General features: G+C 71.6%; 15 protein-coding genes. 10 read left to right on the forward strand and 5 right to left on the reverse strand.

What is annotated here, in order from left to right; translation table 11 throughout:
- Positions 1–12: 12 nt before the first annotated feature.
- From CRP49_RS34080 to CRP49_RS34090, 3 genes are read right to left on the reverse strand one after another with little or no spacing between them, the layout of a single operon-like run.
- Positions 13–1371 (reverse strand): alanine racemase, encoded by a 1359-nt coding sequence (locus tag CRP49_RS34080; protein ID WP_218892974.1) that lies wholly within the window; start codon positions 1369–1371, stop codon positions 13–15.
- The gene (locus CRP49_RS34085; RefSeq protein ID WP_097256818.1) at positions 1362–2363 is read right to left on the reverse strand and encodes an ornithine cyclodeaminase; all 1002 of its coding nucleotides are present in this window, start codon (positions 2361–2363) and stop codon (positions 1362–1364) included. The genes CRP49_RS34080 and CRP49_RS34085 overlap by 10 nt, the downstream gene beginning before the upstream one ends.
- A complete protein-coding gene (locus tag CRP49_RS34090) occupies positions 2360–3349 on the reverse strand; it encodes a TauD/TfdA family dioxygenase (protein ID WP_097256819.1) in 990 nt (329 codons plus the stop codon). Before CRP49_RS34090 ends, CRP49_RS34085 begins: the two co-directional genes overlap by 4 nt.
- 231 nt (positions 3350–3580) lie before the next feature.
- On the opposite strand from CRP49_RS34090, the gene CRP49_RS34095 reads away from it, so the two are divergent.
- The 4 genes from CRP49_RS34095 (at position 3581) to CRP49_RS49245 (ending at position 8575) form a co-directional block, all read left to right on the forward strand.
- A complete protein-coding gene (locus tag CRP49_RS34095) occupies positions 3581–5137 on the forward strand; it encodes an ABC transporter substrate-binding protein (protein ID WP_097256820.1) in 1557 nt (518 codons plus the stop codon).
- Positions 5122–6141: an ABC transporter permease gene (locus CRP49_RS34100; protein WP_257033582.1), complete on the forward strand. Its 1020-nt coding sequence runs from the start codon at positions 5122–5124 to the stop codon at positions 6139–6141. The genes CRP49_RS34095 and CRP49_RS34100 overlap by 16 nt, the downstream gene beginning before the upstream one ends.
- A complete protein-coding gene (locus CRP49_RS34105; protein ID WP_097256821.1) occupies positions 6138–6971 on the forward strand; it encodes an ABC transporter permease in 834 nt (277 codons plus the stop codon). The genes CRP49_RS34100 and CRP49_RS34105 overlap by 4 nt, the downstream gene beginning before the upstream one ends.
- A 110-nt stretch (positions 6972–7081) precedes the next feature.
- A complete protein-coding gene (locus CRP49_RS49245; RefSeq protein ID WP_373560378.1) occupies positions 7082–8575 on the forward strand; it encodes an ABC transporter ATP-binding protein in 1494 nt (497 codons plus the stop codon).
- 21 nt (positions 8576–8596) lie between these two features.
- On the opposite strand, the gene CRP49_RS34115 is transcribed toward CRP49_RS49245, so the two are convergent.
- Positions 8597–9025: a hypothetical protein gene (locus CRP49_RS34115; RefSeq protein WP_097256822.1), complete on the reverse strand. Its 429-nt coding sequence runs from the start codon at positions 9023–9025 to the stop codon at positions 8597–8599.
- Positions 9026–9164: 139 nt separating this feature from the next.
- Between CRP49_RS34115 and CRP49_RS34120 the strand changes: the two genes are divergently transcribed.
- The 6 genes from CRP49_RS34120 (at position 9165) to CRP49_RS34145 (ending at position 15113) form a co-directional block, all read left to right on the forward strand.
- On the forward strand, positions 9165–9614 hold the full coding sequence (locus CRP49_RS34120; RefSeq protein WP_179851837.1) for a hypothetical protein: 450 nt from the start codon (positions 9165–9167) through the stop codon (positions 9612–9614).
- A 484-nt stretch (positions 9615–10098) separates the two neighbouring features.
- A complete protein-coding gene (locus CRP49_RS34125) occupies positions 10099–12024 on the forward strand; it encodes a peptidoglycan recognition protein (RefSeq protein ID WP_373560405.1) in 1926 nt (641 codons plus the stop codon).
- 104 nt (positions 12025–12128) lie between these two features.
- Positions 12129–12488 carry a metalloregulator ArsR/SmtB family transcription factor gene (locus tag CRP49_RS34130; RefSeq protein WP_097256823.1) on the forward strand — a complete coding sequence of 120 codons (360 nt, stop codon included), beginning with the start codon at positions 12129–12131 and terminating at the stop codon, positions 12486–12488.
- A gap of 144 nt (positions 12489–12632) precedes the next feature.
- The gene (locus CRP49_RS34135; RefSeq protein ID WP_179851838.1) at positions 12633–14342 is read left to right on the forward strand and encodes an LCP family protein; all 1710 of its coding nucleotides are present in this window, start codon (positions 12633–12635) and stop codon (positions 14340–14342) included.
- A gap of 59 nt (positions 14343–14401) precedes the next feature.
- Positions 14402–14680, forward strand: a complete 279-nt coding sequence (gene tatA / locus CRP49_RS34140) for a Sec-independent protein translocase subunit TatA (RefSeq protein WP_097257693.1) — start codon at positions 14402–14404, stop codon at positions 14678–14680.
- Between the two features lie 106 nt (positions 14681–14786).
- Positions 14787–15113, forward strand: coding sequence for an SCO4225 family membrane protein (locus CRP49_RS34145; RefSeq protein ID WP_097256824.1), 327 nt, complete (start codon positions 14787–14789; stop codon positions 15111–15113).
- 157 nt (positions 15114–15270) lie between these two features.
- Here the strand turns inward: CRP49_RS34145 and CRP49_RS34150 are convergent, their stop codons facing one another.
- Positions 15271–16047, reverse strand: coding sequence for a CAP domain-containing protein (locus tag CRP49_RS34150; protein WP_097256825.1), 777 nt, complete (start codon positions 16045–16047; stop codon positions 15271–15273).
- Positions 16048–16267: the final 220 nt, after the last annotated feature.

Here is a 16267-nt window from a genome sequence, read left to right on the forward strand (position 1 = left end):
GTCGGGAACTCTCTATGGGTGGCGGTCGAGGCGCCAGCGGGGGCGGCCCGGGCCGGCGGCGGGCTCGATGACGGCCTTGGGCGGCAGCGGCAGTTCGTGGAACGGTGACTCGTTGGAGTCCATCTGGTAGCCGGCGGTGTTGAGATAGACGAGCAGGTCACCGACGGCGGGGCGGCGCGAGAAGGGGATCTTGCGCCAGGTGAGCAGGTCGGACTCCAGGCAGGAGGCGGCACCGACACAGCACGGGTACGGCCCTTCGGGCGCCCCGGGTCCGGGAGCCGCGGGCACCAGCACCGGGTCCGGCAGGAACTCGCTGGCGAACCACTGCTCGGACAGGCTCAGACTGGTGCCGTCCACGGTGAGGATCCCGTACCCGTCGCGTTCCTTGACGCCCTGGACGCCGAACACCGTGCATCCGGCCTGGTCCAGCAGGGCCCGCCCCGGCTCCACGAGCAGCGTCACTCCCGCCGTGCGCAGGAGGGTGGCCAGCGGAGCCTGCTCCCCGGCGGGCACGGCGGCCAGGACCGCGCGCAGGGCGTCGGCCCCGGCGACGGGGGAGTGGTAGGGGTAGAAGCCGGAGAACGTCTTCCCCGCGTGGACGTGCTCGGGACGGAGGGCCTCGTCGAAGGAGTCCCAGTCACCCGCGTCCACGTAGTCGACCGCGAAACCGCCGCCGATGCTGATCCGGTCGGCGCGCAGGCCCAGTTGCCGTGCGCGCAGGCACAGCCGGACCAGTTCGGCGGCGAGGTCGGCACGCGACTCGACCTCGTAGCCGGAGAGGTGGAAGCTGAAGCCCTCCAGGTCCACGCCGGCCGCCGCGCAGCGCCGCAGTGCCGCCTCCAGTTCGCCGGTGTCGAGCCCGAACCGGCTGTCCGGCTGCGCCGGCGGCAGCCGCCGTAGCAACACCCTGGCGGTGCGTCCCAGTTCGGCGGCGAGGCCGAGCAGTCGGTCCAGCTCGTCGAGGGCGTCGACGGCGATGAGCGCGCCGTGCAGCACGGCTACGCGCAGCAGCTCGTCCGCCTTGGCCGGGCCGGTCACCACCAGATCGGCTCCACGTACCCCGGCGGCCAGCGCCTCGCGCAGCTCGCCGTGGCTCGCCACGTCGACGCCCAGGCCCAGCACCGCGGCCCGCTCCGCGAACACGGCCGCCTTGTTGGCCTTCTTGGCGTAGTAGACGTGCCCGTCGACACCCGCCTCGGCGAACGCCGTCCGGAACGCTCTGGCGTTGCTGTCGAACAGCTCAGGGAACAGCACGTGGTACGGCCCCCCGAACGCGTAACTCAGCTCGAACAACAGGGAGTCGGGCCGGAGCAGCGCGCGCACCGCTTCGGTCGTGCGACCGGGCAGGGTCGGCAGGGGCGTCACTGCCACACCTGTACCGCCGTGCCCAGGCCCTGGGCGAGGGCGAGTTGGGCGAACCGGTGGCCGAGGGCGATGTCGGTGACGACCAGCCCGCTGTTGTAGGCGAAGATTCGCTGCCCCGGGTCCGTACGGCCTTCCGCGCGCCCGGCCAGCACCTCGGGGAACTCGGCGTCCACATCGCGCAGTCGGCCGTCCGCGTCGGCCATGTCCGTGCCGGTGACGCGCATCTGCGCGGCGCTGGTGGCGACGACCCGGTCGGCGTGGTGCAGGGTGGAGGGGGCTATGCCGTAGCCGACCAGCACGGACAGCGCGGCGGGCTTGAGCCAGGCGGACTCCACGGCGGCCGGGGTGTTCGGCCCCGCTGTGGCCAGCACGATGTCGGCGTCCCCGGCGGCGGCCCGCAGGTCGGTCACCACCTCCACGTCCCGCTCGGGGAAGTGCGCCCGCAACTGCTCCCGCACTGCCCGGACGCCGTCGGGATGCGTGCCGAAGAGCATCAGCCGGTCCAGGTCCGGCAGGGTGGTCAGCAGGAAGGGCAGCGCGAGCCGCCCCTGCGTGCCGGTGCCGACGACCAGGGCGCTGCGGCTGCCGGGGGCGGCGAGTTCCCGGGCGAGCAGGGCGGAGACGGCCGGGGTGCGCAGGGCGCCGACCCGGCCGCAGTCCATCATCGCCACGGGCAGGCCGGTGGTGTCGTCGTAGAGGGTCAGCGTCGTGTAGTAGTGCTGCTTGGCGCGGTCCTCGTGCAGGCCGTGCTTGTACGACGTCTTGACGGCGACGACGTCGCGCACGCCGTCCCGGCCCAGCATCGCGTACGCCACCGAGTGGCCGTCGCCGGGCTGGACGGTGAGCTTGCGCGGGTTGTCGGAGCGGCCGGCGGCGAGCGTGCCGTAGGCCTCCTCCACCACGGAGACGACGTCGGCGAGGCCGATGTCGATGCCCGCCACATCGCTGGTGCTCAGGACGCGCAGTGCGCTGCCCGCGCTGCCGGGTATGCCGCTCATGCGAAAGCCTCCACAACGGTCTGGCCGTAGCCGTGCTCCGCACGCTCGGCGGGGGGACGGGTGCGGCGTCCGGGCACGCGCACGGAGGAACGTTTCAGCCAGCGGTCCGTGCCGTCGTAGCGCGCCTGGAAGGGGACGCGGCCGTGGACCACGAGGTCGTTGTCGACGACCAGGACCTCGCCGGGGTTCAGGCTCACCGCCACGGAGACCCGGGCGAGTTCGTCCTCCAGGCGGCGGTAGGCGGCGCGATGGGCGTCGGAGGCCCGCTCCAGCGGGGTGTAGGCGGGGTCGAAGCGCAGGGTGGGGCCGTCCTCGGCCTGCCACAGCGTGGGCACCGACGGCGGATCGCCGGCGTAGGCCTGGGCCTCGGCGTAGGCGTCGTCGGGAAGGATGGGAAGAGCCGGCCGGCTAAGCAACTCGACATCTTCGGCGCCCAGTTGGACACGGCGGACGCTGGCGGCCGTGGTGGCGACGGAGTCGTGGTTGCGCAGGCAGCCGAGGACGAGCAGATGGGCACGGCCGGGGTGGAAGGCGTCCTCGGTGTGCGGGCTGAGCAGCACGCTGCTGCTGGCGCCGGTCTGTTCCTGCTCGTGCCCGGGCGAGGGGACGATGTTGTGCACGAACCGGCCGTCCTGCTGACCCTCCCACGCGACGGGTGTGCCCATGAGGGTCGAGAGCAGGAGGAGGACTACGTCGAATGCGGCGCCCGCGTCCGCGGCGGTCGACCAGTGGCCGGGGGTCGGGCCGATCGCCTCGTCGTCCACGGGGAGCCCACGCAGGACGAACAGTCCGTCCGGGGTGTCGACGGGGCGGCAGGCCTGCCGGATCCCGTCCCCCAACGAGGCGGCCGTGTGCGGGACTTCGGCGAGCAGATCGGGTTGGGTGGCGCGGCCGTCGAAGGCGGCGAGCAGGGCGTGGGCCGCTGTGGTCAGCTCCTCGACCGAGTCGGGGCTGAGCCGGCGTACGGGGATGGCTCCCGTCGGCATGGGTGAACCGTCCGTTCGGTGCGGGTGGGGGGTGCGGTCGCGGTACGGAGGGGCGGGCTGCTGTGGCGCGGCCCGGTAGCCGATCGGAAACATAGTCAGCCCACAGGGAGTAGGCAAGGCTTACCTAAGTTTGATCTACGTCACAGCCTGTGTGCCCTTGTGTCCCAGCTGTGATTTAGGGTAGGCAAGCCTAAGCAAAGTTTCAGCTCGGCTTGTGAAATCGAGGACCAAGTGGACCTGACGAGACGTCAACTGCTCGGAGTAGGTGGCGCCTTGAGCGCGGCAGCCCTGCTCGCCGCCTGTGGAGGCGGCAGCGGCGACGAGCCGGCCGGGTCCGCTTCCGGCGGCTCCGCCAAGCCGCGCAAGGGCGGCACGCTGCGCGTCGGCGCCCTCGGCCGGGCCGGTGCCATCACCCGCGACCCGCACGGCACCCAGTCCAACGAGAGCGACTACCTGATCCTCAGCCTCGTATACGACACCCTCACCGTGCCCGGCGCCAAGCCGAACACCCTGCCCCGGCTCGCGGCGAGCTGGAAGCCGTCCGCCGACCTCAGGACCTGGCGCTTCACCCTCGCCAAGGGGGCCAGGTTCCACGACGGTTCACCGGTCACCGCCGAGGACGTCGTCTTCTCGCTGAAGCGGCTGCGCGCCACCCCGTCCGGCGCCTCCCGGCTGCCCGGCATCCAGGCGAAGAACATCACCGCCGAGGGCACCGACACCGTCGTCCTGGTCTCCGACTACGCCAACGCCGAACTGCCGCTGCTCACAAGGCTCACCACCTTCGTGGTCCCCGAGGGAACCTCCGACAAGGACATCGCCAAGGCCCCGGGCACGGGGCCCTTCAAGCTCGACTGGTTCCGCTCCGGCAACGCCCGCCTGGTCCGCAACGACGACTGGTACGGCGGCGAGGTCCACCTCGACGCCATCGAGGTGAAGATCTTCGAGAGCCCGCAGGCGATGGCCAACGCCCTGCTGGCCGGCCAGATCGACGTCGCCTCGAACGCCGGCGCCGTCGCCGCCCGAACCGCCGCGTCCCGCAAGGACATCCAGACGGTCCGCCGCCCGAACGACATGGCGATGCCCCTCGTCATGCGCACGGCCGACGGCCCGTTCGCCGACCCGAAGGTGCGCGAGGCGCTGCGCCTCGCCGTCGACCGCGAGGCCATGGTCAAGCAGGTCCTGTCCGGATACGGCACGGTCGCCAACGACATCCTCGGCACCGGCGACCCCGCCTACGACAAGGACGTTCCGCAGCGCACCCGCGACCTCGCCAAGGCCAGGAAGCTCCTCAGGGAAGCCGGCTTCGACACCTCGCGGACGTACGAACTGTTCACCACCGAGGACATAGCCGGACTCGCCGAATCGGCCACCCTGCTCGCCTCCCAGCTCCGCGAGGCCGGGGTGAAGATCAAGGTCGTCAAGCAGGAGTCGGCCGTCTTCTGGGACAAGACCTGGCTCAAGGGCGACCTCTACACGACCTACTGGGGCACCAACGACTCCGTGGTCTTCTTCGCCAGCAAGACCATGGTCTCCGACAGTGGCCAGAACGAGGCCGGCTGGAAGGACTCCGCCTTCGACAAGGCCTACGAGAAGGCCATCGGCACCGCCGACACCGCCCGGCGCACCAAGCTCCTCCAGCAGCTCCAGCAGATCGAGTACGACCGCTCGGGCTATCTGCTGTGGGGCATGGCCGACGGCATCGACCTCGCCGCGTCCCGGGTGCGCGGGCTGCCCACGCTGCCCGGATATGGACGGGTCCAGCTCGAAAGCGCATGGCTGGCCAGTTGACCCCGGACACCACGATGCCGGCCGCCTCTCCGCTCACCCCGGACCGGCGGCCGGCGCGGACCCCCGCACCGCTGCTCGTCCGCGCCGGCCTCGTCCTGCTGAAGCGGGCCGCCCTGCTGGCCGCGCTGCTCGCCCTGGTCTTCGTCACCGTCGAACTACTCCCCGGTGACGCGGCCAAGGCCACCTCCGAGCGTGGCGAGACCGCCGCCGACCTGGCGGCGCGCCGCGAACTGCTCGGCCTCGACCGGCCGGTCCTGGAACGCTTCTGGGACTGGATGACCGGCCTGCCCACCGGTGACCTCGGCACCTCCGCACGCGGCGAGAAGGTCACCGACCTGGTCTCCGGCGCCTTCCCCAACACGCTGCTGCTGGGCGGCATCGCGCTGCTGCTCACCGCCGTGCTCTCGCTGGCCCTGGGCTGCTGGGCCGCCCTGCGGCCGGGCAGCAGGCTCGACCGGGCGGTCTCCGGCACGGCGACGGCGGTCCTCGCGCTGCCCGAGTTCGTGCTCGCGGTCGCCCTCGTCCTGGTGCTGTCCCTGTGGACCGGCTGGCTGCCCGCGGTGACCCTCACCGACGCCGGCGGCTCCCCGGCCTCCTGGGACATGCTCGTCCTGCCCGTCCTCGCCCTGACCGTCCCCCAGGTCGGCTGGAACACCCGCATCGTGCGCGCGGCCCTCGCCGACGAGGCCCGCGCCCCGCACGTGGAGACCGCCGTCCTCGACGGTCTCCCGCCCCGTCGCGTCCTGACCCACCACGTCCTGCCGGGCGCGCTGCCCGCCGTCGCGGCGGGCCTCGCCACCTCAACCGGCATGCTGCTGGGCGGCGCCGTGGCCGTCGAGACCATCTTCAACTACCCCGGCATCGGCTCGGTGCTGGCCTCCGCCGTCACCGACCGCGACAGCCCCGTCATCGCCGGCGTCACGGCTCTCACCGGAGCCGTCATCACCGGGATGCTGCTCCTGGCCGACCTGGTGCGGGACCTGCTCACGGGAGGACGACGATGACCGCGGACACCCGCGGAGCGACCCCGCGCACGGCGACCGCCGTACGGATCCTGCCCGCCCTCCTGCTGATCGGCCTCGCCCTGGTCGGCCCCTGGATCGCGCCGCACCCGATCGACACCCCGGTGACCGCGCCCTACGCGGCGGGTACGGGGGAGGCGCTGCTGGGCGGCGACCAGCTCGGCCGGGACGTGCTCAGCAGGTTGCTGGCCGGCGGCCGCGACCTCGTCCTCTCCTCGCTGCTGGTCGCCGTACTGGTCACGGGCACCGCGGCCGTCCTCGGCGCGGCCGGCGCGGTACGGCCCCTGGTGGGGCGGCTGGTGGAGCGGATCGCGGACGTCCTCATGCTGCTGCCCTCCGTCCTGGCCATCCTGCTGGTCACCCTGTCCTGGCCCGGCGGCGGCAGGTTCGCGGTCATCGCGGCCGCCGTCGTCCTCGGGGTCCCGTACGCCGTGCGGCTCACGGCCGGTGCGGCCGCGCCGGTCGCGCAGGCCGGGTACGTCGAAGCAGCGGCGGCGGGCGGTGAGCGCCTGTGGTACCTCGTGGTCCGGGAGATCCTGCCCAACCTGCGCGCCACCGTGCTCACGCTCTTCGGGCTGAGGTTCGTCGCCGCCGTGTACCTCGTGGCCACGGCCGGGTTCCTTCAGGTGGGCCCCCAACCACCCGCCGCCGACTGGGCGTTGATGATCCGCGAGAACTCCGCCGGGATCCTCCTCAACCCCTGGGCCGTGGTCGCCCCCGGCGCCGCCGTCGCCCTGCTCGCCCTCAGCGTCAACCTGGCGGCCTCCGCGCTCGCCCCGCAGACCGGCCGGAAGGCGGTGCCCGTCCAGTGAGCCACACCCGCGACCAGCGCTCCGGGCCGGATTATCCGGTACACGACCCGTCAGTCGGCAAGGCGGAGCCGGAGGGATCCGGTGATCCCTACGCCAGGCCGGAGAGGCCCGTGGCCGACGGCCCCGCGGTCCGCATCGGCGGCCTCACCGTCGCCGCCCCGGACGGCCGGATCCTGCTCCAGGACTCCTCCCTCACCCTGAGCCCCGGCCGGCTCACCGCCCTCACCGGTCCCTCCGGCGCGGGCAAGACCACCCTGCTGCGGGCGGTCACCGGCCTGCTGCCGCCCGGCACCACCCGTACCGCGGGCCGGGTCGACGTCCTCGGCCACGACGTCTTCGCCCTGCCCGAGCGGGAGTTGCGGGCCCTGCGCGGCAAGCGTCTCGCCTACGTCGGCCAGGACCCCGGCTCCGGCCTCAACCCGCGTATGCGGGTCCGGACGCTCATCAGCGAACTTGCCGTCGACCGACGCCCCGAGGCAGTGCGAGCGCTCCTCGCCGAGGTGCGCCTCCCGGACGACGGATGTCTGGCCGCACGCCGGCCCGGCGCCCTCTCCGGCGGACAGCAGCGCCGCGTCGCCCTCGCCCGGGCCCTCGCCCGCCGACCCGAGGTCCTCCTCCTGGACGAACCCACCGCCGGCCTCCACCCGGAACTCCGCGACGAGATAGGCGAGTTGCTCGGCCACCTGGCCCGCGAGCACCACCTCGCCGTCGCCTTCTCCTGCCACGACCCCGAGGTGGTCGAACGGTACGCCGACGAGGTCGTCACCCTCGGCACACACCTGCCCCGACCGCGGACGCACAGCCACACCCGCCCCGCCGAGCCCCGGCAGGAGAACCAAGACGGCCCGCCTGTCCTCCAAGTACGGGACCTGCACGTCGCGTTCGGTGGCGTCCCGGCCCTCGACGGCGTCGACCTCACCGTCGCGGCGGGCTCCGCGGTCGGCATCGTAGGTGTCTCCGGCTCCGGCAAGACCACCCTGGTCCGCGCCGTCGTGGGCCTGCAGCGCGCGACCTCCGGCACCGTCCACCTGGCCGGCACGCCGCTGCGCACGGGCCTGCGCGGGCGCGGCCGCGAGCAGCGGCGAGCGGTGCAGCTGGTGCCCCAGAACCCGCTCGGTGCGCTGAACCCCAGCCGGACCGTCGGCGCGACCCTCGGCAGACCCCTGCGCCTGCACCGCAGGTGCGCGGCCGGAGAGGTCCGCGAACGCGTCGCGGACCTCCTCGAACAGGTGGGCCTGCCGCCCGCGTTCGCGGACCGCTACCCGTACGAGCTGTCCGGCGGACAGCGCCAGCGCGTCGCCATCGCCCGAGCGCTCGCGGCCGACCCGGAGGTACTGATCTGCGACGAGGTCACCTCCGCGCTGGACGCGGACACCGGAGCGGCGGTGATGCACCTGCTGACCGGCCTGCGCGAGCGGCGCGGCACCGCCCTCGTCCTGATCAGCCACGACCTGCGGCTCGTCGCCGACCGCACGGACACCGTGACCGTGCTGGAGAGCGGCCGGGTCGTGGAGTCGGGCCGCACGGCCGAGGTGTTCACCGCACCACGACATCCCACGACCCGCGCCCTGCTGGGCACCGCCGAGCCGGCGGACCTGGCCTGAGCCGTTCAGGAGCACGCGTGTTCAGCTTCGGACCGTCACGGGCAGCGTGAGCCTCGCCGGTCGCAGGCCCGGTGTCTTCGCGGTGAGCGTGACGTGGCCCGGTCTCTTCGCGGGGCGCAGGATCGCCAGGGCCCGGCCGTGCCAGGTGTGGCGGCGCGGCTGTTCGAAGCTGTCCACGTCGTGCGGGTTGCCGTTGGCGACCCCGACCAGCTCCCCGGCACCCTCGACGTCGAAGGACACCTGGACGGTCGTGTCCGGCGCGAGCCTGCCCTGACGATCCGTCACCTCGACCAGTACGTGCGCGAGATCGGCCCGGCTCGTGGTCAGGGCGCGGACGTCCGCGACGAGACGCAGCGCGGCCGGGGCGCCCACCGTGCCGAGCGACGTCCGGCCGAACTCCGCGCCGGCCCGGTAGGCGATCGCCGTCAACTCGCCCGGCTGGTACGGCACGGTGACCCGGGTCGACGACGGTGACGCGCACCTCCGCAGCCGCGGCCGCCGCGCCGAGGTTGGCCACCGACACCTCCACATGGGCGACCGAGCGACGCGCGCTGACCTCGGGTGTCGTGACGGCACGCCCCACAGCGGGATGCGCACGGGACCCGTCACGGTCAGCCAGGTGTGCCGGCAGATGCCGGAGCCCGAGCACCAGCGGCTGTTCTGGCCGCTGTTGTCGACCCGGACGGCGAGCACGTTGTGCGGCGCGGGCTTCCTCAACGCCTACAACGGCGTCCCGGTGAACGCCGTGAACCAGTCCGCCGGCCACTACGCGATCCCGGACGCGCCGGCGCCCTCGGACTACGGCTACAACAAGATCAAGCGCGACGTCGTCGTCAGGGACAGCGCGATCGTCCAGGGCGGAGCCAACCTGTCCGGCAGCCTCGTCCTCGGCGGGGACGCCGAGATGTGGATCACCTGCTCGTCGGGGACGTACCTGACGTTCAACCCCGACCGGGGCTGTGACGGCCGGGGCGGCGAGAGCGACGTCAACCCGTCGTACGGCGCGTTCACGGACCAGGAACTCGCCATCACCATCTGAGCCTTCGGCGACAAACAGGCACATTGACGCCCATTTGCCTATAACTTGCGGGTAATTGTGGCGTTATCAGGCCAAGATCATCTCGCTGGGCGTCGGGAGGTGTGTCTTGGCTCACTTCACCCCGTCCACCAGTGATGTTTGCGGGCCGGTACGCGCTTTCGAAAGGGGCAGCCTCTGTGACGGGTGGGCCTGACGTGACGTTCTTCTATGGCCCTTCCCGGCCGATTGTGGGGGTGGACTCTCCGTGAGCCGTCGTACAGCGCATGCGTACAGACCGTTGAGTCTCAAGCGGCGGGCATGGCTGACACTGGGTGCGGTGGTCCTGGGCGGCGGGGGAGTGGTCTCCTACGCGGTGGCCAGCCCCGCCCACGACTCGGGTGCCGCCGGCCGGGCCAAGCGGCCGGTGAAGGTCTACGACCTCGCGCTGAAGGGCACCGCGAACGGCAGGCGGGAGCTGCCCCGCACCGACACCGCGCAGTTCTCGATGCTCGGTGTGTCCTGGACCGGCGGCGCCAAGCGGCTCGACGGCAAGGCGCAGGTGCGCACCCGGAGCCGGGATACCGGGGACTGGAGCGCATGGCGTGATCTCGAGGTGAACGTCGATCCGCTGGAGCACCCCGACGCCGAAGTCCGCGGTGCCTCCGAGCCGCTGTGGGTCGGCCCCTCCGACGGCGTCCAGGCGCAGGTCGTCCACAAGGACGGCTCCACCGGCCCGTTGCCCAAGGGCCTGGAGGTCAACCTGGTCGACCCGGGCGTGGTGACCGCCGCCGAGGTCAAGTCCGGCGCCGGTGACGCCCATCCGGCAGCGTTCGCCGAGGACACGGCGTCCCCCTCGGCGAGCCCGTCCCCCTCGGTGAGCCCGTCGCCCACCACACCGTCGGCGCCGCCGTCCACCGTGCCCGAACCGCCGATCACCTCACGCGCCGACTGGGGCGCCGACGAGTCGATCAGCCCGGAGGCGCCCGAGTACAACGCGGACGTCAAGGCCGTCTTCGTCCACCACACGGACGGCAGCAACGACTACTCCTGCGCCGACTCGGCGTCGGTCGTGCGGAGCATCTACGCGTACCACGTGCAGGTCAACGGCTGGAAGGACATCGGCTACAACTTCCTGGTCGACAAGTGCGGCACCGTCTTCGAGGGCCGCAAGGGCGGTGTCGACCTGCCGGTGCTCGGTGCCCACACCTACGGCTGGAACCGGGAGTCCGCGGGCATCGCCGTGCTCGGCGACTACACCACCACCGGCGCCACCGACGCCGCGCTGACCTCGATCGCCCGCGTGGCCGCGTGGAAGCTCGGCCAGTACGGCCTCGACCCGGACGGCAGCTCCCAGCTGACGGCCGGCGCGACCCAGACGAACTACTTCAGCACGAACTTCACCGCGGGCAGCACCTACTCCTTCCAGCGGATCTCCGGCCACCGCGACGGCTACAACACCGAGTGCCCGGGCGGTTCCCTCTACGACCAGCTGCCCACCATCCGCGCCTGGGCAGCCGGCCCGGTGCAGGGTCTCAAGGTCACCTCGGTCGACGACGCGGCCCTCTCCGGCTCGACGTACTACACCAAGGACGCCGTTACGCTGCACTGGACGGCCACCACACCCGCCTCGCTCATCTCCAAGTTCGAGCTGCTGGTCGACGGCGAGCCCGCCACCAGCGTGTCCGGTGACGCCACCTCGGCCGGCGCCACACTGGCCCCGGGCACGCACACCGTCGCCGTCCGGGCCGTCCACCAGTCCGGGAAGACCACGACGAGCGACGCGCTGAACGTCGTGGCCGAGACGACCGCACCGACCTTCACCACCACCCCGAAGCTCTCCCTGCGCACCGGCACGGTCACCACCGGCGCGGTCCCGGTCACCCTCGGCTGGAAGGCCACCGACAACACCGCACTGCGCAAGGTGGACCTGCTGTCCCCGACGACGGCCACCTTCGGCCCGACCACCACCAGCTCCAACCGCACGGCGGCGTCCGGCACCGCCGCCACCTGGTCGATGCGCGCCTACGACTACGCCGGCAACTACCGCACCTCCTCGCCCTCCTACACCCCGGTGATCCTGCAGGAGACCTCCGCCACCAAGTCCGGCAGCTGGACCACCCGTTCCTCCACCAGCTACCTCGGCGGCAAGTCGTACTCCAGCGGCTCCAAGGGCGCCGCCCTCACCTGGACCTTCACCGGCCGCTCCGCCGCCTGGGTGGTCTCCCGGGCCTCCACCTCCGGGCAGGCGTACGTCTACGTGGACGGCACGAAGACCGCCACGGTCGACCTGAAGTCCACCAGCACCCAGTACCGCCAGGCCATCTGGACCAAGACCTGGTCCAGCAGCGCCAAGCACACCGTCAAGATCGTCGTGGTCGGCACCAGCGGCCGCCCGACCGTCACCACGGACGGCCTGGTCTACATCAAGTAACCGCGCACGCGGTCCTGGTCCGCCCAGGTGACCCTGGGCGGACCCCTACACTGGGTGCGCGCACATGCGTGGACGGTGAAACCGGGCGGGGGCAGGAGAGGACTGTGGCGGAGAACGGCGGCTTCGAGGACCCGTCGGCCGAGGTGCTGGCGGCGGCCGCTGCCACGTTCGGGCTGCTCGCCTCGTCGGCCCGGCTGCACCTGATGTGGGCACTGGCACAGGGCGAGAGCGACGTCACGCATCTCGCCGACCGGGTGGGCGGTGCGCTGCCCGCGGTCAGCCAGCACCTGGCCAAGCTGAAGCTCGCCGGCCTCGTCAGCTCCCGCCGTGAGGGCCGCCGCCAGGTCTACTACATCGACGACCCCGACATCGTGGCCGTCGTACGGGTGCTGGTCGGACAGCTCACCGCACGCTCCCAGCCAGCCTCCGCCCTCGTACGGCAGCTCCACGGGGCCCGCGCCTGAGCCCACGGGACCTGCTTCCCCGCTGCATGAGATCCCTCACCTGTGAATTCCCACGGGATCTGTGCTGCTCGGGCCAGGGTTTTGTTAGATTGCGCAATCACGCAATCGAGGTGATGGGTCCGACGGTTCATTGGGAGTGGGTAGATGAGCGAGCCGTGGGACGATCGGGGTGGCCAGGCCACGCGCGGTCGCACCGCCCGGGTGCCCGGACAGCGTACGGGCGGGCCCGACGGACCGCGCCCGGGCGGCCGGGCCGCGGCCAGGGCCGCCGCCTCCCGCTCACGCGGCGACAAGCGCTCGGGGCGCCGGGCCCGTCCGGCAGGACGCGGCAAGCGCGTACTGAAGATCGCCGCGATATGTCTGTCACTCCTGGTACTGGGCACGGCCGGCGTCGGCTGGTGGTTCTACCAGCATCTGAACGGCAACATCCAGAGTGTGTCGCTGGACGGCAAGGGCGGCGCGGAGAAGGCGGACGCGTTCGGCCGGACGCCGATCAACATTCTGGTGATGGGTTCGGACGGCCGGACCAGCAAGGCGGACTGCAAGCTGGGCGGCGGCTGTTCGAAGACCGGCGTGCAGACGGGCAGCAACGCGGACGTGCAGATGGTGGTGCACATATCCGCCGACCGCTCGAACGCGACCGTGATGAGCATCCCGCGGGACACGATGACCCGGGTCCCGGCCTGCAAGGACAGCGCGAGCGGCCAGTCCACGTCCGGGTACTACGGGCAGATCAACAGCGCGCTGCAGTACGGCCCGGCCTGCCAGGTGGCCACCGTCCACCAGCTCACCGGCATCCCCATCGACCACTTCGTCAAGCTGGACTTCTCCGGTGTGGTGAAGATGTCGGACGCGGTCGGCGGTGTCTCCGTGTGTGTGAGCGACGACGTGTACGACACCTACTCGCATCTGAAGCTGTCCAAGGGCGGCCACACCCTCAAGGGGGTCGCGGCGCTGGAGTTCGTGCGTTCCCGGCACGGTTTCGGGGACGGCAGCGACCTGGGCCGCACGGTCTCGCAGCACATCTTCCTCAGCGCGATGATCCGCAAGTTCAAGAGCGCGGGCACGCTCACCGACCCGACCGCGGTCTACGACCTGGCCGATGCGGCGACCAAGGCGCTGACGGTGGACGACGGGCTGGGCAGTGTGAAGAAGCTGATCTCGCTGGCGGCGGACCTGAACAAGGTCCCCACCAAGCGGATGACCTTCACGACCATGCAGACCGGCGCCGATCCGAACAACAGCGACCGGGTGGTGGTGGGCGCGGGCGCCAAGACCCTGTTCGCCACCATCGCCAACGACCAGTCCCTGACCACCGGCTCGGGCAAGAAGTCCGCGGCGGCCTCCGCGACGGCCAAGGCGACCGCGTCGGCGGTGCCCGCAGCGCAGATCGCGGTGACGGTGGCCAACGGCACCACGGTCACCGGCCGGGCGTCCGCGATCGCGACCGCGCTCACCGATCAGGGCTTCAGCCCGGAGACGACCACGGCCAACGCGCCCAGCCCCGCGACCACCACCACGCTCACCTACGGCACGGGTGAGAAGGCCCAGGCGCAGACGGTCGCGAAGGCGCTGGGCCTGTCCGCCGCGCATCTGAAGCAGGGCGCCGGCGGCGGCCTGACCCTGGTGATCGGCAGCGACTGGCCCAGCGGCACCAGCTACGGCGGCGGTACGTCCTCGCCCGCGCCCGCCGACACCCAGGCCGCGGTCTCCAACGCCCACGCCCAGACCGCCGACCAGGCCAAGACCTGCGCCAAGGTCAGCCCCTACAAGACGGTCAGCCTCAACGGTGTCCCCATGACCCCGGCCCAGGCCTACGCGGCGGCCCGCGGCAAGCCCGACTCCGACGCCTGATCCGACCTCTGGGTTGTACAGTTGCGCAAGGTAGCAATCATCGAGAAGGGGTGGGCGGCATGCTGCGCAACGGGCTGGAACCCTGGCACCTGCTGATCGTGGCGATCGTCGTCATCGTGCTGTTCGGCTCCAAGAAGCTGCCCGAGGCCGCCCGCGGGCTCGGCAAGTCGATGCGCATCCTCAAGAGCGAGGCCAAGGCCATGAAGGAGGACGGCGTCGCGCAGTCCGCGGCCCCCGCCGAGGGCGCGCCCGAGCAGTCGGCCCCCAAGGTCATCCAGACCACCCCGGGTGACACGGCCGCGGCCCGCACGATGGCCGAGGACACCCCCGCTCGCTGACATCCTGGGTAGCCGCGCGTGCGAACGTGAGTACGGCTACTCAGGCTCGTGTCGCCCTCCTGCCGGATCGTTGGAAGCCGGAAACGATCTCAGGGGGTTCTTCGACATGGACGGTTCGCCGCGTTCCCTCACCGCGACGGTGTGCCACTACCTGCTCAACCCGATGGCACTGGGCTATCTGGCGATGGTGGTCGGCGTCCTCGCCTATGTCGAGGTGGACGCGCACTTCGTCGAGCACCAGGACGCAAGTTTCGCCGGTCTGTTGCTGTTCGTGGTCACGGCGCCCACCTCCTGGCTGTTCCTGATGCTGCCGGAGCCTCTCCCGTGGACCGGGATCGTCGTGGGCGCCCTGTTCCAGGCTGTGGTGCTCGGTGTCGCGTACCGAAAGCTCTCCGGCCGCCCCCGTCACGGCACCCGCCCGAGCGGTGCGTGAGGAGACGGCCGGAGGCCTCTTGTTGCGCTGACCAAGCGGGGTCGGCGAAGTCGGCTGCGGTTCTGCAGAGCCGCAAAGGGGCGCGGGGAACTGCGCGACCAGCCACGACAGCGCCGCAGACGGCTGACGGCACATCGCGGCACATCCCACGGAGCGCTTATCGGGCGGTGCCGAAGTCCTGCGTCCAGTAGCTGTTGGGCTGGGCCAGGCCGACGCCTATCTCCTTGAACGAGCAGTTGAGGATGTTGGCGCGGTGGCCGGGGCTGGACATCCAGCCCGCCATGACCTGCTCGGGAGTGGAGTAGCCGTAGGCGACGTTCTCGCCGTAGGTGCTCCAGTTGTAGCCGGCGCTCGTGATCCGGTCGCCGGGGGACGACCCGTCGGACCCGGTGTGCGACATGTTCTGGTGGGCCGCCATGTCCTGGCTGTGGGCCTGCGCCACCTTGGTCAGGGTCGCGTTCAGCGTCAGGGCCGCGCAACCGACCTTGCCGCGTTCGGCGTTGACGAGTGCCACGATGCGAGCGGCGACCCCGGAGGCCGTGGCGGTGGGCTTCGGGGTGCTCGACGGGGTGGGGGTCGCGGAGGCGGTCGGCCTGGGGACGCTGTGCGTCGCGGTGGGCCTGGGCCTGGGCTTCGGCTTGACGGTCTCGTGGGGAGTCGCGGAGGCGGTCGGGGTCTTCGACGGCGCCGGAGCGGGCGTGCTGGTCTCGCCGCCCTGCCAGTGGTGCTTCCAGTGGCTCTTGTGGTGGTGATGGCGATGGGTCTGGTACTGCCAGGTCTGGGCCGCGTAGTTCCCGGCACCGTCGGCCTGGGGCTCGCCGTCGTTCCCCCAGTCGCCACAGGCCATGGCGGCGGTCGGGACGCCCACGGCACTCAAGGCGACAGCCGCGATGACCATCCGCCGGTAATGCTGCTTCTTACGATGCTTCGCCATGCGTGACCTCACCGGTAACTTCCTGCGGGCCGTCATTCTTAGAAAGGCCTCACAGAGAGCGCAAAGAGCCTTCGTACTACCTTGCTTCGTAGATCCCGAGGGCCCTTGCCAAGGGCAGGCGAGCGTGCTGGTCCGGCGTTCGCAGTTTGCGTGAGTTGCTGTTGCCCCGTCAGAAACCCGATGAGCTTCGGGGAACGGGCGGAAATGCCGAGCCGAGGGT

The organism is Streptomyces sp. Ag109_G2-15, from assembly GCF_900215565.1.
In the GTDB taxonomy this organism is placed as follows: domain Bacteria; phylum Actinomycetota; class Actinomycetes; order Streptomycetales; family Streptomycetaceae; genus Streptomyces; species Streptomyces diastatochromogenes.